This window comes from Marinomonas rhodophyticola (genome assembly GCF_026113935.1).
In the GTDB taxonomy this organism is placed as follows: domain Bacteria; phylum Pseudomonadota; class Gammaproteobacteria; order Pseudomonadales; family Marinomonadaceae; genus Marinomonas; species Marinomonas rhodophyticola.
Window position 1 is genome coordinate 926,594 of the sequence record NZ_JAPEUL010000004.1, and the last position, 15,822, is coordinate 942,415.

Consider the following 15,822-nt stretch of genomic DNA (forward strand, 5'->3'; position numbering starts at 1 on the left):
CATGACTGAAACGAATCTAGATGGCGAAGAATTGAGCTGGAATGATTGGGAAAATGCCCAACATTTTGAAAAATTAAAAAAACAAAATCAACTCAAATCGCCTTGGAAAGGCCCAACCAGCCAAGATTTTAAACAACGTTTGGCCGCTACCGATACAGAGTATTTTTTGGCTCTTATTAGCCAATTAGAGGACGCATTGCAATCATTAGAGCGGCTACAAAAATGGTTAGACGACTGTTGTGGTGATGCGAGTCCAAGCTTTAGTGATATCAAAGGTGTTTTGCACCAAATAAACGACACTTTACATCAAGAGCTTACTCGTCGGGGTGTGTCTTTTAGTAGTCAGCTAATAGGCGAAGATAATGGTGCGGATATGAATGGCGATGGGGAGTCTGAGAATGGCGCAGGCCATAATAACGGTAGCGGAGGTGATGGAGAAGGAGGTAATGGAGAAAGGTCTAATGGTGTTCTGCTCACCCGTGATGACGCTTTTGCATCTCTGCGCAGGGCGGCTGACTTCCTAATCAAAGACGACCCACACTCCATGGTGCCTTACCTTATTTACACCGCCTGCGACTGGGGAAAACTCAGCGCACCAGAACTGTATCGAGAAATTTTTCTACTAAAAGGTGGTCAGATCAACGTGTTTGAAATCATGGGCATTGAAGGACAGGGAGGAATTGATCCAACCCAATTGGGTAAAGAACAACCCAACCAAGAGAATAAAGTTAGAGCGGTTTTGGTTTTAGTGTATTGAAAAATAAAGATTTTTATTTTTTATGCCGAATTCTTAAATTGGCAATCTTATTGCAAAACTAATGAAAGTGAAAATTAGGGTCAGATCAAGAAACTTCAAAGTGTTGTTGAGAATTGAAGGTTTTTTAAATATGAAAATGGAGTTTATGATCTGTAGCAAAATGTCCTAAAAGGACGAAGAGGTGAAAATATGCCGAAAAAACTGACTCAAGAGCAACGTCAAGAGAAAAACGCAGCCCGTAGGGAAAAAGTGGCGGCAGGAACTACAACCACCCACCTTACAGCGACAACCACCACAGGATTCGCATATTCAAGAGACTTTACTATAAAACCAGAGGTGGCGGGTGGCACTAGACGACGCGGTGTATCCGTTGGGCGTAGGGAAACGACAACGAATCACTATGAAGATAGAACAACGTATACTGATGGAAGAGCAATGGTGGTATCGAACTCACGCACAGTGGCAAATACTCGGGATGTTGATCGACTCCACTCCCATGAGGCGGTCCCAGATTGGCACACCCCAACAGGGAGCAGAAGGCCAGGAGACACTGATACGAACACGCATGGGGATGTGAGTGCGAGCAGTGTACGGAACTCACTTGGGAAAGTTAAATAAATGAATAATTGGCTGCAGATCAAGAAATTTCAAGCTTTGTTGATAATTGAAGGTTTTTAGATATGAAAATGGCGTTTTTTGAACTGTCTAAAAAATATCAAAATATCGTCAGAACTGACCCCAAACTTGCAATTTTTTATCCGTTACCAAATTTCGGTGGAAGCAGCAGATGGGGATGGTAGATGTATTACTCTACCCCCTTAGTTGACTTATATTAATTGAGATTAAGAGGAAACAGTCAATGTCTAATATGAGTGCATATGATCATTTAGCACCCAATTCACACCCTACACGTGTTGGTGTCCAAGCATTTCGAGCTAATGTAAACAGGGGAGGGAGGAACCTCCAAGATGCTGATATCGGATACCAACAAACTAGGCCTAATGGCGATGTCGCCCAAATGACAAGGCACAGGTCAGGCAGTATCACTGAATCACATTTTACACCAGGTCCGAACCCAGGGACACATAATTCATATCACTACTCTGTAACGACAGGAGTCGTAACAAGTGTACGGGGCGAGTCGGCAGGTGGGCAAGCAATTCAAGCAGCTCATACTTCGGGCCAGAATGTCTAACTAGAAATAAAGAGCGAAGATATTGTGGTGTCAGATCAAAAACTATTTCTACTAGGATAGAGGTGCTCAAACATCCATACATCATATGGTGAAACGAGTACTGGGCTATCTTTAGTTTCTTGATCTGACCCCAATATCACAATATCAAGAAGGACAGGCACCGCAACTATTGGCTGGTCCCGCGACAGTGCTATGCGCACTTTAAACTTGGTAGTAACAGTGCAGGGAATGTTTATAGGCGGTACAACGTGGCATATAACAACTGAGGGTAAAAAATATGAATCTACAAGGCTCATGGGGCAGTGGTGCTCCAATCATCAAGAAAGAAAAAGCGCCAGAAAAGGAACGGTTTGAGGTGAGACAAATCACTCAGACGCTTAATCAACGACGGGAATTTACACCGGCCGGAAGTCAGAACCGAAGTTTATCTGTATCTCGTCGTCATGAAACATGTACGAGAACATATGATAATGAGAAAAATACCTATACGCAGACGCCTTGGACTCATACTGGAGATACAAATAGAATGCATACGCATAATGCATTTACCCGAAACCCCGGTGTGTCTCATACGCCGACGGCAGTACCTGGGTTTGCGGGCGGATCAACATCAACGCCAGCGGAACGGATAGCTTTAGACAATGCACCTACTACAACGAGAAAGTCACATACCGTTTAGCTCAAAGCGCAATGTACAGAGCCGTGGAAGATATTTGATGGGTAAGAAGTGGGGTGGGAATAGATTTAAATGACGTTCTTAAGGTTTTACGTAAGTGTGAGCTTGGGAGCTTTTTAAAGATAAGGGTGTTTGGGGTTGAGTTTTTGTTTGGTTAATTAGCTAAATAGATTTTCATCTGATCCTGAGGTATCCCCACAAATTTGATATAAATAACAATTAGTTAACGCAATAAGGGAACGTTCATGGCCCTTGGTGATCAATAATTTCGCCAAAAACAACCAAACACGAGAGCCATGAACGCGACCACTATTCTGAACAAAATCCTTCCGATTGTCAGCCCAAACATGCATAAAACTCGCCGCAAGGCGTTATCGGCTTGTGTACTCAGCTTAGCGCAAGGCAATCTTTGCACCGTGACGAGTATCGGTCGAGGCATCCAATCAAAAGCGTATGAAAAGCACTGCATTAAACGATCAGACCGATTGCTCTCCAATCCGAATTTACGCCGCGAAGCATTATCGATTTACGCTTATATATGCCGACTCTTTGTAATTCAAACGCGTCCAATCATTAGCGTGGATTGGTCTGATTTAGATGCTCGTGGACAACACTTTCTAATTCGTGCCAGTATGGCTTTTGAGGGGCGATCCATTACGCTTTATGAAGAAGTGCATGACAAGCTCACAAAAGAAAAGCCTAAAACACATAGACAATTTTTAAGCGTTTTAAAAGCACTGCTTCCAAGTAAAGCAAAGCCCATCATTGTAACGGATGCTGGATTTAAGACACCTTGGTTAGATGAAGTTGTGAAACAGGGCTGGGATTATGTCGGGCGAGTCAGAAGGCCGCGTAAGTACTATGATGACTCGCTTCAAGCTTGGCGCTGCATATCCACTTTGTTCTCTAGTGCTAATCAAAAACCTAAGCATCTAGAGCTTAAACATCGTCAATCTAGCCCAATCACCAATCAGTTTGTCCTTTACAAGAGTCCCACCTAAAGGGCGTCACTCCATCAATCAAAAAGGTAAAAGACGTGCTTCTTTATCTTCGCTTACCGCAGCCAGAGGTGCAAAAGAGCCTTGGTTATTAGTGTCTCTCTTCCTGTGAACCGTCTTTTTGCGAAGCGTTGCGTCAAAGCATATGAAACGAGAATGCAAATTGAAGAAGGGTTTCGCGATATGAAAAGCAGCCGATTCGGCCTAGGATTTGAGTTGAGTTTGACATCAAAGATAGAACGGTTGAGCAACTTAATCCTGCTTACAACTGTCACTGCGCTTCTGCTTGTTTTAATCGGTAAAGTCATAGAGCTAGCAGGCTATGCAAAACGCTTCCAAGTGAATACCCTACGTAAGCGAAGAGTTCGGTCACACTTTTACCTTGGGAAACGAGCCATTATGACTCGTTTCCAGATATCAAAAAGGAATGGCAGGACGGCATAAGGCAACTCGTTCAGCAGCTCGAACAAGGAACCTATTTATGAGTAAATTCGTGGGGATACCTCAGCATCTGATCCTAAATATCTAATAAGTGTTTTATCTAAACCAATTCTAAAGTGACAATAAAGTCTGCGTAAATAAAGGAGCAAGGTGATGTCAAGAAAATCTGACAAACAGCAAGTACAACAACAAGTGACCAAGGCAGGTGAGCGAGCTGCGAAAGCCGTGCTAATGCAAGCGCCAGAATACCTTGCAGGTCGGATATGTCCTTTAAATAGTGATTGGTAGTTTTTTGATTGTTGATGGTATTTGCCTAGCACTACATATAGTGGGTGCGATGCCAGAAGTTAGCGATGAGTCTTTCTTCCTTTTGAAGAACGTGGGGGGTAGTCGCTTGGTCTTTTGTAGACTGCTGGGTGGCCAACCATGTTTGCTCGGACGGGGTTTAGTTCGATGTAACGTTGGTATAATTGGTTTTCTGCATCACTATTGCTGCGCTAGAAGTCCGTAAAAGACCACCCAGTAACAGGGTAGGTAATCACCCAATTCCACATTGTTTGTACCCTTTTTTACGCTAAAAGCCAGTAAAAATGCGCCATAGTGCGTCCTTCCTATGTTGGCATCGATCCTGCTAGCTCTCTCTTTGTTAGTTGAATGTCATCTTGGCAAATCGCAGATGAGGCAGAGGAATCATGGTTGCACTGCAAAAACAAAGCTCTGTTATAGAGTCTAATGCTATTGAGTCCTCATGAGAAGCTTGAAGAAGAGCATTGCTCTAAACCGAGTCAGCAGAATTGGGTATTAGCGCTGCGTGATGTTCATCGGCAGCCAATTTATGCTGAGGATAGGCTCTATTGGATGCTGCAGCTAAGGGATTATGTATACCAAAACACGTTATCAAATACTGAACTATCTGAGCGTCATTTCGTCACGGCAAAATATCCAGTGTCAGATTATCTTCTTATGCTAGATCTTGCTGAGCGGCTCTGTGATTGGGTGATGGTTGATGAGATCAGTAACACTCTGTTAAATCTCGATGCTGACTGTTTAAGTAATGAGCAGTATAGCAAAATTATTGTAGCGAATGCCGAAGCCTGCGTTCAGTCGGGTAAGTCTTTTCAAGCGCTGCAAAGCGTTAAATGTGCCTTGCTCAATCAATATCAAAATGCAGAATTGCTTAGCTGTTATCGCTGGGTGCAATATCACGCTGAACGAGCCAATCAAAGCTCTATTCCGTGGCAGGATTATTGTGCAGCAGGACTCATGTTAACGCCATTGGAATCCTACCATATAGATGCTTATCGTTGGGTTTACTGCAAGCAAAGTGAGGGTGCTGCTAGCGTAGCAGATTTATGTAATCTACCGAATTTTAGTCATGATGATGACTGGTTAACTTGGTTACAGAATTGTCGTCATTACCACAATCATTACCTTTATGCGGTCATTCATCAGGAGTGGGGCTTTATTGGTTCAGTTTGCTTAGAGGTTTTTAACGGCATCGGCTTTTTTTATTATTGGCTTGGAGAGGATTTTCAAGGCTATGGTTTTGGGCCGCGAGCAGTGGCTATTTTGCTCAAACTTGGCGATCTGCATAAAGGCATGACAGCTTGCTATGCCAAGGTCTATGACAACAATCTGCACTCGCAAAAAGCGCTAGAAAAGATCGGCTTTTCGGCTTTACCGATTTATCTGGCAGCACCCTACGACAATGAGCTTTTGTATTATTTTGGGCCGGATAAAACTCAACGGCAATGGCGTGATGAATTATTAACCTTGTTCACCGATATGGGTTTCTGATTTTAAATTGGAAGTCACCAGAGATTATCTATTGCATCATCTTAGCTGATTCGAGACAGCGGGTTACATTTTATTTTTGGTGGAGAAACGATAGGGATAGCTTGCTGTCCCTATCGATAATGAATACCTTATTGCTATGCGTGTTCTGACTCAGGTTCTGGCTCTGGCTCTGGTGCGGCTACAACACTTTCTTCTACGGATTCTTCAATAGTGACCTCTTCTTCCACCACCGCTGGGTTTATTTTTGCATCGATGCTGGGTAGTACGACGTTATCCAGAAAGATTTCTAAGCTTTGCATGACTAGGACTTTTACATCATCAAGCGATGGGGCTTCTTCTCCTTCTAATGTGCCTTCTTTAACTAGATTAATGTGGTCTTCAATAATGCTGGTTAGGTTTGTTTGAATCGTGCTTTTTAACTTGGGTAACATAATGCCTAGCTGAATTTTGAATGCGATATTATCTGACATAGTGGTTCCTCTTTTGTAAATAAATTCTGATGAGTAAAACCCACGTGATGTAGTGGGATTCTTTCTTATAGTCATTGCTTTTCGTTTACTAATCGTAGCCAGCATATGTATAGCAGAGGTCATGCCATTACAGCCTTTTTTATTTAAAGGCATAAATATTTTGACTAATGATTTGATTTATAAAACGTTTTGCAAATTTTTAATGATTAAAAGAAAATAATTTACGTTTATTTTTTGTGAAAAACTCATAATGTTGGGTATGAAATCTACCCGAAAATGGGTGATTACCGACCCAGTCTTAATCACTTTCATGCGCTGATTTTAATTAAATCTAATAATATCAACTGGTTAACTATCTGGCACTATTCCTGCTTTTAATTATGAATGACGAAGAATAAAAAATCATTGTTACCAAAATGATCGTTGGTGTCTTTTTATTTGATGGATTAGTTGAGCGAAGATGGTATGACAGAAAATAAACTTCCCCTAGATTATATGGCGATAGAACCCAGTCGGCAGTTTGCTACCTCGTTATCGTTTAGTGTGGTGGCTGAATCTTCTGGCGGTGAGCCTCAATAGTGACTATTTTCGAGTAGTGTCAGTAGAGGGGCAGGAACAGGTTTCTCAGCCTTTTAGTTTTACCATCAGTCTGCGTGCCAATGAGCGAAATGAGCCGCCCATTAACCCTAAAGATGCCAATCGTTCTTTTGCCAATCTATCAAAACCGTCTTATAGCCCGAATCAATCACTTTCTTTAGTGCAGGGTGTTGGAGGAGATCTATTAGCGCAGTGGACTCAGTTAGTGATTGGTTTTGAATCTTACCCAAACGCTATGGGCGAGCGAGATGGTATGTTTGATGCTCAAGCAACATCGAGTGTTGACCCTCTGCCGTCGCGATATTTTTCTGGCATTGTATCTTCGGTTAGTCAAAGTGCACCAGGAGAGTATAGCTTGGTGATGCAGTCTCCCTTGTTTCCTTTAACATTACGCAATCGCTATTTTGTTCATCAGGGAATGAATCTAGAACAAATTATTGGTGCCTTAATTACCCCCGAGCTATCCCGCTACGGCAAGCATTTTTCGGTACGTTATAAAATCGCTGGTTTAACCGCGACGAGAGTGCAAGATTGGATGCAGGCTGGTGAAACGGATTTTGCTATGTTGCAACGAGTCATGAAAAAAGCCGCTGTGCATTTTTATTTTATTCATAGTGAAAACGGTTTAACGCTTGTTTTTTCTAATCAGACAACGAGCTCCTAATGAAGTCTACATTCCGGGCTGTAAAAAAGGGATCTCTCGCTTTACGTTATAGCTATACGGATGCACAATCACTTGGTTTACAGCAGAATGATTTATTCTGTCACTTAGCCTATCAAGCACAGATGGTGCCGCAGACGGTTGGCACAGTGTTAACTCGTCAGCAGGCCAACTGGGAAACTAACGAAGTGGCGAGTTTTAATAGTTTTCCTGCTACAGCAGACACGACAAAGGCGAATTATCTGTTTTATCAGAATTATTCTTATGGCGTCGATAAACGCGAATCTGAAGAAACACATCGACAGATTGCTCAACAAGTAGCGACTCAACAAGGTACCTTGACGGGGGAAAGTACCTCAACTCTGCTCAGCCCAGGATATACCTTTACCTTAAGCCAGATGGCGATAAATCCAAAAGACACAACCGAACAAGATGAAGACGGGAAATTGCCTGTTACCGCTGACAATTTGATGCCTATTCAGTTTAATGATAAGACCTTTGTGGTCACAAAAATAACCCATAAGGTGACGGAAAGTACGCCCTATTCTGGGACGCTAGAAGCGACATTGGTGTCAAACGGCACTGATTCAAAGAGCCTCTGAGGCAACCTTTATTACCCCTTTTGAAATACAAGACACTCATCAAGGCAATGTGTTAGCTAAAGTGTTAAAAAGTGCGGTTCCTAAAAACCCTTATTTTTTCGAGAAAAATAACTTTCAAACCGAAATTACGTCCGTCCAGTATGGTGACTCATCATCTGGAGATTCGGTAACGAAACTGAAGCAAATAGGTTGTTTGGTGCAGTTTGCCACGGACGAGGGAACAGATATTAGCCATTGGGTGGCTCTGTCTAGTACATCGCAGACGGCTCCTGCCGTAAATTCTATGGTGCTGGTGGGGCGTGGCGATAATGAAAGTGAAATCCCACAGATTCAGCAGGTCGTGTCTTCTCACGGAGAGAAAACCATTCAGCCTGCCTTTTGGCGCAATAACAGTTGGACCTTTAATACCAATTGGGGAAGCAGCTGTAGTACCAGCTATGGTGATAGCATGAGTATACGCTTTGGCAGTGAGGCTAAGGCCGATTTAAAAACGGCGATGAATATCGTTCAAACCGCCTACAGTAACCTAACTGTCTTAGGGGCTAGTTTTGGCGGTGTGAGTTACGACATGGGCTGTTCTTTTAGTTACTCAACGACGGGCAAAGGAGCACAAGGTTTGGCTGGTGCCAGTGTTTCCCAGGGCAGTCGTTTTAGCGAGAGTCATAGTGAGCAGGAGTACAGCGTCAGTTATAACAATGCGCGGCAAAGCTTTTCTAAATCTAATAAGAGTGTCAATGTGTCGTATCAGGGGGCTTTCTCCGATAAGGTGGATGAAAATAACTTGAGCTTCATCAAAGGCAAAATTCCCAATCAGGAGATTATTGATATTTGCAATACGTTACCAGATGGTTCTAGTTATAACCGAAGTCATATTACTGGTAAAACCATTAATTTGAGTGGAATGGGCGCCGAACCACCGACAGCAGATCCTTCTAGCATCACCAGTCTCTCTTATTCTCATTCTATTATGTATGGAGATTCTGAAAATATTAATGAGCAGACGGGTGATAGTAAAAATACCAATACTCATAATGGTAATAGCACGAATTCATCGATGACGAATGGGAATTCTACCAGTAAAACGACAGTTAATGGCAATTCAAGCAGTGATACTAACGTTACCGGGAATGCGGATAATAACAGTAAAACGATAGGAGCAACCAATCAAACGGACATGTTTATTGGCGCAAGAAATAACTTAACAACAAGTGTGGCGGCGACCAATGCTGTAAATACTTTTGTGGGGGCAACGAATGATGTTAGTACAAAGCTGTCTGTTGGAAACTCTATAAGCACTAATATAGGTGCTTCTAATTCAGTAAATACATTCATCGGAGCTACCAATGATGTCAGTACAAAGTTGTCTCTTAGCAATTCTATAAGCACGACGATAGGTGCATCCAATACAGTAAATACCTTTATTGGAGCTACTAATGATGTCAGTACAAAGCTGTCGTTAAGTAATTCTACGAATACGACCATAGGTACATCCAACTCAGTCAGTACTTTTATTGGAGCCACTAATGATGTGAGTACAAGGCTGTCTATGAGTAATTCTGTAAGCACTAATATAGGTTCATCCAGTTCTATTTCAACCAACTTGTCTGCAAATACGTCGATTAGCTCAACAATGGGATTAGATTTATCGGTTTCAACTCGAGGTGGATTATGTATATCCGTTGACAATAATGCAGGCGTAAAAATTCAGTTAGCGACTGGTAGTACCATTATTCAGAAACAAGAAGAAGTTGCTGCCGCCCAAAAAGGCATAGTAGCTAATATGGTCACAATGGCGATGACACTATAATTATGCAAATAATTAAGCCTGGTAAGTTAAGCCTCATTAGTAAGACCTATGGTTTTAATGGACACCAATTTTCGGTAGGAGCATTGTGTTTTTTTAAGCTTGGCGCAGACAACGCCTTGCTTACTGAAATTAGCCAGTGGCCTAGAATCATAAAATACCTTGAAAATGGTGATTTACTCGATATGGGTTTTGCGAAGCCAAATGGTGAGTTATTAATAGCTGGTAGGGCGTTTGCTCCAAATAAAATCCCAGTCACCAATATGACCGTGACTGTGTCACTGGGTAAAGTTAAAAAATCATTAAAGATAATCGGTGATAGATACTGGAGCGGAGGTTTGTTCAGTTCCGTCAGTACGCCGGTAAAGTTTACAGATATGCCGTTGATCTATCAGAACGCTTATGGCGCAGTGGGTTATGAACAGAACCCTTTGGGTAAAGGGGTCATTAATAAAAAATATAAAAATAAAGAAACAGACAGCTATGCTTTGCCCAATATTTATTTAGAAAAAGAAAGTCCAAAGGCGGATAAAGAGGTTCGTAGCGTAGCCGGCTTTGGTCCTTTAAGTATTCAGTGGCCGCAACGGACTCGTTATCAGGGTAGCTATAATAAGCAGTGGCTTGAAAACGACCGTTCTGGATTTCCCAAAGACACCAATCCTAAATTATTTAACAGTGCCCCATTGGATCAGCAAATAGAAGATTTTTTCCAGCCAGATACCGCCTATTCGATTAAAGGTATGAACGTCGACTATCACGTGACTGAAGGTAGGCTTCCTAACATTAAAGTGCGTGCCTTTATTTGTCAGCACGTTAAAGGCGTAGACGTGTTTAAAGAAATTTCAACCGCCATAGATACGGTGTGGTTTTTTCCTGAATTGGAGCTTGGAGTCTGCATTTACCGTGGAGTCACTCAAGTGAATGATTCCGATGGATTGGATGTGAAAAAATTGATGTTGGCCTGCGAAGGCGCGAATGATGCCCCGCGAACGATTGAATATTATCAAGATGTAATAACCTTACGTACGGACCCAGAAACAGCGCTTGCTCATGTGTTTAATGAGTCGCAGCTAATGCCAATGAAAACGAAAGATCAGCAGCAACATTATGACAACATCCATGCTGAGGCAAAACGTTTACATCAGCAAAAAATCGATCATATCACTGAGTTACAGGTGGCAAAAATACAAGCCGACAATCCAAATATTCAGCTTCCTTCATTAGAAAAAACACCACCAGATGTCGACGAACCTGGCCCTATCCCTCAGGAACTTTTAGAAAGCGGTGATATCGATTTGTCACCCTATATAGCGTACGCCAATATGGCAGCTAAAAAAGCAAACGCTGACATGGAATTACAATTATCCGAGTTAAAGCAGCTACAAGCTAAATACTCGAAACAACAGGATAAGGCGTGTGAATCCAGTTCTAGCATGAAAGCTCGGGTAAATAATAGGGTGTATGTTACGGCAACGGATTTAGAGGCGTTTACTTCTTATCAGCCTCCAGAGTGGATGACTGCGCTACCGCCCGAAAACGCACTCACCTTCGAGCAACAAAAACAGGTATGGCAGGCCGAACAATCGGCTGCGAAAAATGCCAGAGAGGCTCGCCAAAATGCTCCCGAAGTAACTGTTTTAGCTCAACCATTACCAGAAAACGGCGCTCAACAGATGCGGGAATGGGTAATAGTGCTAATGGCTTCCTCTGTATCATTGGCGGGTAGGGATTTGGCTGGCGCCGATTTATCTGGTTTAGACTTTTCTGGTTTGGACTTGCGCGATGTGATGCTGGAAAAAACAGATTTAACCTCTTGTAACTTTGCTGGGTGCCGTCTTGATGGGGCGGTTTTTACCTCAGCGATATTAAACTCAGCTACTTTTACAAACTGTTCAATGATTAAGGCAAACTTGGCGCTTACTTATGGAAAAGAAACGCGCTTCAACCATAGCAATTTAAGCCATTCAAATGTTACGAAAGCGGAATTTGATCACTGTGACTTCAGCGATGCCATTCTAGATCATATATTAGCAGTGAACGTCAATATGCAATCGAGTGTTTTGCATCGTATTCAATGTGAAAAAGGGACTTTTATGGAAGCTAAGTTAACTCAGAGTGATTGGCAAAAAGGCAGTTTAAAAAACTGTATTTTCTTTCAGCCAGAATTGCAAGGTGCTAACTGGCAAAACATAACGTTAGAGCGTTGCATGATGTTGGAAACTAAGGCGGAAGGGGCTGACTTCGCCGGTATAAAAGCAGAAAAAGTTCAGTTCAGTAATAAGGGAGATTTTCTGCAAGCTGATTTTTCTAATGGTCTTTGGAAAACATGTGGTTTTCGTGGATTGGATATGAGCCAGAGTAAAGGAAACGGCTCTGTATTTATTGAATGCGATTTTGGCGAAGCCCTACTTGAGAGGTAGCCACTATCAGAATGCTCTGTTTCATAATTGCATTATGACGTTAGCTAAATTTGATAGCAGTGACCTAAAAGAGGTGTGTTTTAACGCCAGTTCATTACGAAAATGCCAGTTTATTGCTGTGGATTTACGCGGTGGTGAATTTTTCAATAATGATCTGACTGATGCTGTTTTTGATGACTGTTTGACTGACGATATGAAACAAAGCCCCATGCCATTGATTAACTAGGTGACTAATGAATAAATTACAAATCATTCAAGAAAAACTCGCCATGTGCCAACCTATAATCGGGGTTGATTTAAGTGGTGTGACGTTTGATCGTTGTGTGCTAGAGGGCGCGGTATTTTTAAATTGCAATTTTAGTGGCAGCCATTTTGACCATTGCGATCTGACTCGAGCTGTTTTTACGCAATGTGACTTCACTCGGTCTTTTATAAACCAATGTAAGCTGAATCAATCGAGCTTGATACAGTGTGATTTTAAAGGGTCGTCATGGGAAAGTGCTTGTGAAATGGCAACGCTTAGCGAGTGTGATTTCAGTGAATGTGTCTGGCGGGATATTAGTGTTAAATCGTCAACATGGCATCAGTGTGTTTTTACCCGTGCAACCTTTACATCTTGTCAGTGGGATACCGTGACATTATCTGAAATGGAATCCAGTCACGCTGTTTATGAAAGCTGTGTTTTTTATAACATAGTTTGGCTAAAAACGGATTTTAAGACCATGCAACTGAATGGCTGCAGCTTCACCCAAGCCTTGTTGCTTGAGTGTGACTTTAGCGGTCAAGACCTCAAAAAAATCACCCTAAAATATTGCACTTGTAGCGAAAGTCTATTTGTTGGAACGCAATTATCAGCAGCGGATCTTTATAGTTCTAATTTTTCAAAATGTGTATTAACCGATGTTGATTTTAGTCAGTCAAAATTACAGCAGGCGTTGTTTATCGAAAGTAAAATCAACAACTGTGTTTTTGATAAAGCGGATTTAAGTAATGCGAATTTTCAGCAAGCGGAAATAAGTCAATCAACCTTTGTATCCTGCCCGATGTCACAAACTTGGATGAAAAGTCTAACCGCTGATCAGGTCGATTTTACAGGTACAGATTTGAGTTATAGCAACTTCTCTTATAGTGATCTTAACAAATGTAATTTTAGCCGTTCGACTTTATTACGAACCGTGATTCATCAAGTCATAGAAAAAGACTGTCGTTGGCAGGGGGCAGATAAAAGCCAGTTATTAACCACAGATGCTAATCAGAAAGCGATTGATGACAAGCTTGCAAAATTTGGAGTAACACCATGACTCATGTTTTAAAATTAAGCGCGAAGACGCTGCCTGACGTTGTTCCTAAAGAAATACAGGTGACTTATGGTGGATTAATTACCCGTTTTGATAAGCTTTCTAATTCTTGGATAATTGATGATGTTTATTGTGCTACCTGTGCCGTTAGTTTACTGATCCAGCCTTGTGTGGGTGATACGGTATGTTTTGTTGAGATGGCTGAGGAGTATTACATTACTCAATTGCTGTCTCGAAAAAATGAAATAGAAACGTTAACGATTTCATCGGATAAAAAAATGCACTGGCAGGCACCTGAGCTAAAGTTTACGGCTTTTGAAAATCTAGAATTGATTTCTTTAGACAAGATGGCATTGATGAGTAAGAACTATGTCATGTCTGTGGCAAATACTATGATTCAGCAGGCAGAGAACCTACTTCAAAAAGTAAGTCAGTACTCTTTATCTGCCAAAGGGCTATTGAGAGTTCATGGAAAGCATCAGGTGATAACTGCTGAAAAAGATGTTCGTATTGATGCCGAACGGATAAATATGGGGTAAGGGGAGCGATTATGTTTGCTAATACACAAATGCCAGCGATGAATTTTGCTTTTCCAGACGTGTGTAAAACCATTGTAGGACTCGCTGTTGTACCGATTCCATATCCCAATATTTCTATGACAACGATGGCGATTCCCAATGTTCCTAATATTTTTATTATGGCCATGCCCAATCATAATTTAATGACAATGGTGCCCATGTCTAATGGCGATGAAGCCGGCATTGCGATGGGAGTCGTTTCAAGTTTGATAATGGACCCAACGCGACACTTATTTGGTAGTGTTAAAGTCTTCACATCGATAATGCCAGCCACAAAAATGTTATCTCCAACTGGGCAAAATGGGATGGTTCCAAATGCTGTTGGTATGACATTAACACCATGTCAGCCAAAGGTTCTAATTATGAGTTAATGTCTTTGTTATTCGAGTGGATAGTTGAATTATGGGGTTGTTGTTTGTCAGCCACAATGTGGTGCGATGGTATAGCGTGCTGATCGGAAACATAGGATATAGGTTCCCTATGGTCGCTTCGCTTGCGCATTGCATGGGGGAGGGTGTTCCGATTCGGATAAATAGTTTTACTATCAGCATTTGGAGATAATTGTGTTCTCAGTTTCGTGCCTGGTGCAGCATCACTTCTGCTCATAGTTAGCCCTCCGCTCATGCCACTCATATACTCTCGAGTTGAAGGGTTTAGTTTATGAAAAAGGGATGATTCAGTACGGGTTGGAAGTAGCCCTCCGTTGGATGTTTGGCTAGGTCGACGTAATGAACTACTGGTGACATTCATCGCATCTAGGGTGCGGATTTGTTGTTCTGTTGGAGAGATACCACCACCATTACCAAATAAAGAGTCGAAATGGCTCGTTTGATGATCGCCAAAAGCGTTGCCTAATTTGAAGCTCTGCGCCGTGACAGCATTCATATTGCCCTTTTCTTTGACAACACGCACCATCTGTTGATGGTTTCTTAGTGGTGGCAAATAGTTCATATCACGCTCCGGTTAGCTCTTTGACATCTTAAGATCTTTAGGCAATAGCATAAGTGTAGCGGATATCTTCTGGTTCTCCAGTACTCGTTTTTGTTGCTCTGCTTTTTCCGCTGTTGGGTGTTGATTAAATAAAAGTAAATACCACTCTCTATTATTATCCACGACCTTTACGATGAATGCTTTACTAGATAGGTCCATAGACTCTGCCGCATTCACGGCTTGTTGTAACTGGCTGTATAAACCTAAACGTAGGGTGAAAACCACGTCATTGGGGGTTGGAGTGATAAGTAAAAATTCTGTCATGGGCAACGGTGCAAAGAGAGAGTCCTGGCTTATTGTGTAATTTGTTTGCTGGCTAAGGTATTGCGAGGAGGGCTGCGGTTTGGGAAGCAATAAACTGAGTCCAATACCGACCAATAATAATACTAAGAACGCGAAAAAAAATTTACGCATGATAAGACTTTATGAGTAATTTAATGAAAATATCCGTTTCTCTAGAGTTTAACTTAAAAGCCTTTTTAATATTCTTTTTTTTGTGAGTGTTAACGTGAGACGTCATAGATGTTCACGTTAACAC

Annotated in this window: 16 protein-coding genes; 13 read left to right on the forward strand and 3 right to left on the reverse strand. The window is 41.8% G+C overall.

The window, feature by feature from the left end; genetic code table 11:
* Position 1: 1 nt before the first annotated feature.
* From ONZ52_RS05350 to ONZ52_RS05370, 5 genes are all read left to right on the forward strand, one after another.
* On the forward strand, positions 2-757 hold the full coding sequence (locus tag ONZ52_RS05350; protein ID WP_265217678.1) for a type VI secretion system protein TssA: 756 nt from the start codon (positions 2-4) through the stop codon (positions 755-757).
* Between the two features lie 189 nt (positions 758-946).
* Positions 947-1,375 carry a hypothetical protein gene (locus ONZ52_RS05355; protein WP_265217679.1) on the forward strand — a complete coding sequence of 143 codons (429 nt, stop codon included), beginning with the start codon at positions 947-949 and terminating at the stop codon, positions 1,373-1,375.
* Between the two features lie 1,549 nt (positions 1,376-2,924).
* Positions 2,925-3,629: an IS4 family transposase gene (locus tag ONZ52_RS05360; RefSeq protein ID WP_265217680.1), complete on the forward strand. Its 705-nt coding sequence runs from the start codon at positions 2,925-2,927 to the stop codon at positions 3,627-3,629.
* A gap of 591 nt (positions 3,630-4,220) precedes the next feature.
* Positions 4,221-4,355 (forward strand): hypothetical protein, encoded by a 135-nt coding sequence (locus ONZ52_RS05365; protein WP_265217681.1) that lies wholly within the window; start codon positions 4,221-4,223, stop codon positions 4,353-4,355.
* A 444-nt stretch (positions 4,356-4,799) separates the two neighbouring features.
* Positions 4,800-5,864 (forward strand): GNAT family N-acetyltransferase, encoded by a 1,065-nt coding sequence (locus ONZ52_RS05370; RefSeq protein WP_265217682.1) that lies wholly within the window; start codon positions 4,800-4,802, stop codon positions 5,862-5,864.
* A gap of 134 nt (positions 5,865-5,998) precedes the next feature.
* Here the strand turns inward: ONZ52_RS05370 and ONZ52_RS05375 are convergent, their stop codons facing one another.
* Positions 5,999-6,334 (reverse strand): hypothetical protein, encoded by a 336-nt coding sequence (locus ONZ52_RS05375; protein ID WP_265217683.1) that lies wholly within the window; start codon positions 6,332-6,334, stop codon positions 5,999-6,001.
* A 565-nt stretch (positions 6,335-6,899) separates the two neighbouring features.
* Here ONZ52_RS05375 and ONZ52_RS05380 point away from each other — a divergent pair.
* From ONZ52_RS05380 to ONZ52_RS05415, 8 genes are read left to right on the forward strand one after another with little or no spacing between them, the layout of a single operon-like run.
* The gene (locus ONZ52_RS05380) at positions 6,900-7,595 is read left to right on the forward strand and encodes a contractile injection system protein, VgrG/Pvc8 family (RefSeq protein WP_265217685.1); all 696 of its coding nucleotides are present in this window, start codon (positions 6,900-6,902) and stop codon (positions 7,593-7,595) included.
* Positions 7,595-8,194, forward strand: coding sequence for a hypothetical protein (locus tag ONZ52_RS05385; protein ID WP_265217686.1), 600 nt, complete (start codon positions 7,595-7,597; stop codon positions 8,192-8,194). Before ONZ52_RS05380 ends, ONZ52_RS05385 begins: the two co-directional genes overlap by 1 nt.
* Before the next feature lie 49 nt (positions 8,195-8,243).
* Complete coding sequence (locus ONZ52_RS05390) at positions 8,244-10,001, forward strand: serine-rich family protein (RefSeq protein ID WP_265217687.1); 1,758 nt, start codon at positions 8,244-8,246, stop codon at positions 9,999-10,001.
* Positions 10,002-10,003: 2 nt separating this feature from the next.
* Positions 10,004-12,418 carry a DUF2169 family type VI secretion system accessory protein gene (locus tag ONZ52_RS05395; protein ID WP_265217688.1) on the forward strand — a complete coding sequence of 805 codons (2,415 nt, stop codon included), beginning with the start codon at positions 10,004-10,006 and terminating at the stop codon, positions 12,416-12,418.
* Entirely contained in the window at positions 12,408-12,644 is a 237-nt protein-coding gene (locus ONZ52_RS05400; protein WP_265217689.1) for a pentapeptide repeat-containing protein, read from the forward strand. Before ONZ52_RS05395 ends, ONZ52_RS05400 begins: the two co-directional genes overlap by 11 nt.
* Before the next feature lie 7 nt (positions 12,645-12,651).
* Positions 12,652-13,719, forward strand: coding sequence for a pentapeptide repeat-containing protein (locus ONZ52_RS05405; RefSeq protein ID WP_265217690.1), 1,068 nt, complete (start codon positions 12,652-12,654; stop codon positions 13,717-13,719).
* Positions 13,716-14,255, forward strand: a complete 540-nt coding sequence (locus ONZ52_RS05410) for a DUF3540 domain-containing protein (protein WP_265217691.1) — start codon at positions 13,716-13,718, stop codon at positions 14,253-14,255. The genes ONZ52_RS05405 and ONZ52_RS05410 overlap by 4 nt, the downstream gene beginning before the upstream one ends.
* An 11-nt stretch (positions 14,256-14,266) precedes the next feature.
* Complete coding sequence (locus ONZ52_RS05415) at positions 14,267-14,665, forward strand: DUF4150 domain-containing protein (RefSeq protein ID WP_265217692.1); 399 nt, start codon at positions 14,267-14,269, stop codon at positions 14,663-14,665.
* Here the strand turns inward: ONZ52_RS05415 and ONZ52_RS05420 are convergent.
* Positions 14,655-15,245, reverse strand: a complete 591-nt coding sequence (locus tag ONZ52_RS05420; protein ID WP_265217693.1) for a hypothetical protein — start codon at positions 15,243-15,245, stop codon at positions 14,655-14,657. The genes ONZ52_RS05415 and ONZ52_RS05420 overlap by 11 nt on opposite strands.
* Positions 15,246-15,257: 12 nt before the next feature.
* A complete protein-coding gene (locus ONZ52_RS05425; RefSeq protein ID WP_265217694.1) occupies positions 15,258-15,698 on the reverse strand; it encodes a hypothetical protein in 441 nt (146 codons plus the stop codon).
* Positions 15,699-15,822: the final 124 nt, after the last annotated feature.

What these genes read in the sequence shown, in the direction of transcription:
- ONZ52_RS05350 (WP_265217678.1), top strand. Translation starts at nt 2, where the DNA reads ATGACTGAAACGAATCTAGATGGCGAAGAATTGAGCTGGAATGATTGG.
- ONZ52_RS05355 (WP_265217679.1), top strand. Translation starts at nt 947, where the DNA reads ATGCCGAAAAAACTGACTCAAGAGCAACGTCAAGAGAAAAACGCAGCC.
- ONZ52_RS05360 (WP_265217680.1), top strand. Translation starts at nt 2,925, where the DNA reads ATGAACGCGACCACTATTCTGAACAAAATCCTTCCGATTGTCAGCCCA.
- ONZ52_RS05365 (WP_265217681.1), top strand. Translation starts at nt 4,221, where the DNA reads ATGTCAAGAAAATCTGACAAACAGCAAGTACAACAACAAGTGACCAAG.
- ONZ52_RS05370 (WP_265217682.1), top strand. Translation starts at nt 4,800, where the DNA reads ATGCTATTGAGTCCTCATGAGAAGCTTGAAGAAGAGCATTGCTCTAAA.
- ONZ52_RS05375 (WP_265217683.1), bottom strand. Translation starts at nt 6,334, where the DNA reads ATGTCAGATAATATCGCATTCAAAATTCAGCTAGGCATTATGTTACCC.
- ONZ52_RS05385 (WP_265217686.1), top strand. Translation starts at nt 7,595, where the DNA reads ATGAAGTCTACATTCCGGGCTGTAAAAAAGGGATCTCTCGCTTTACGT.
- ONZ52_RS05395 (WP_265217688.1), top strand. Translation starts at nt 10,004, where the DNA reads ATGCAAATAATTAAGCCTGGTAAGTTAAGCCTCATTAGTAAGACCTAT.
- ONZ52_RS05405 (WP_265217690.1), top strand. Translation starts at nt 12,652, where the DNA reads ATGAATAAATTACAAATCATTCAAGAAAAACTCGCCATGTGCCAACCT.
- ONZ52_RS05410 (WP_265217691.1), top strand. Translation starts at nt 13,716, where the DNA reads ATGACTCATGTTTTAAAATTAAGCGCGAAGACGCTGCCTGACGTTGTT.
- ONZ52_RS05415 (WP_265217692.1), top strand. Translation starts at nt 14,267, where the DNA reads ATGTTTGCTAATACACAAATGCCAGCGATGAATTTTGCTTTTCCAGAC.
- ONZ52_RS05420 (WP_265217693.1), bottom strand. Translation starts at nt 15,245, where the DNA reads ATGAACTATTTGCCACCACTAAGAAACCATCAACAGATGGTGCGTGTT.
- ONZ52_RS05425 (WP_265217694.1), bottom strand. Translation starts at nt 15,698, where the DNA reads ATGCGTAAATTTTTTTTCGCGTTCTTAGTATTATTATTGGTCGGTATT.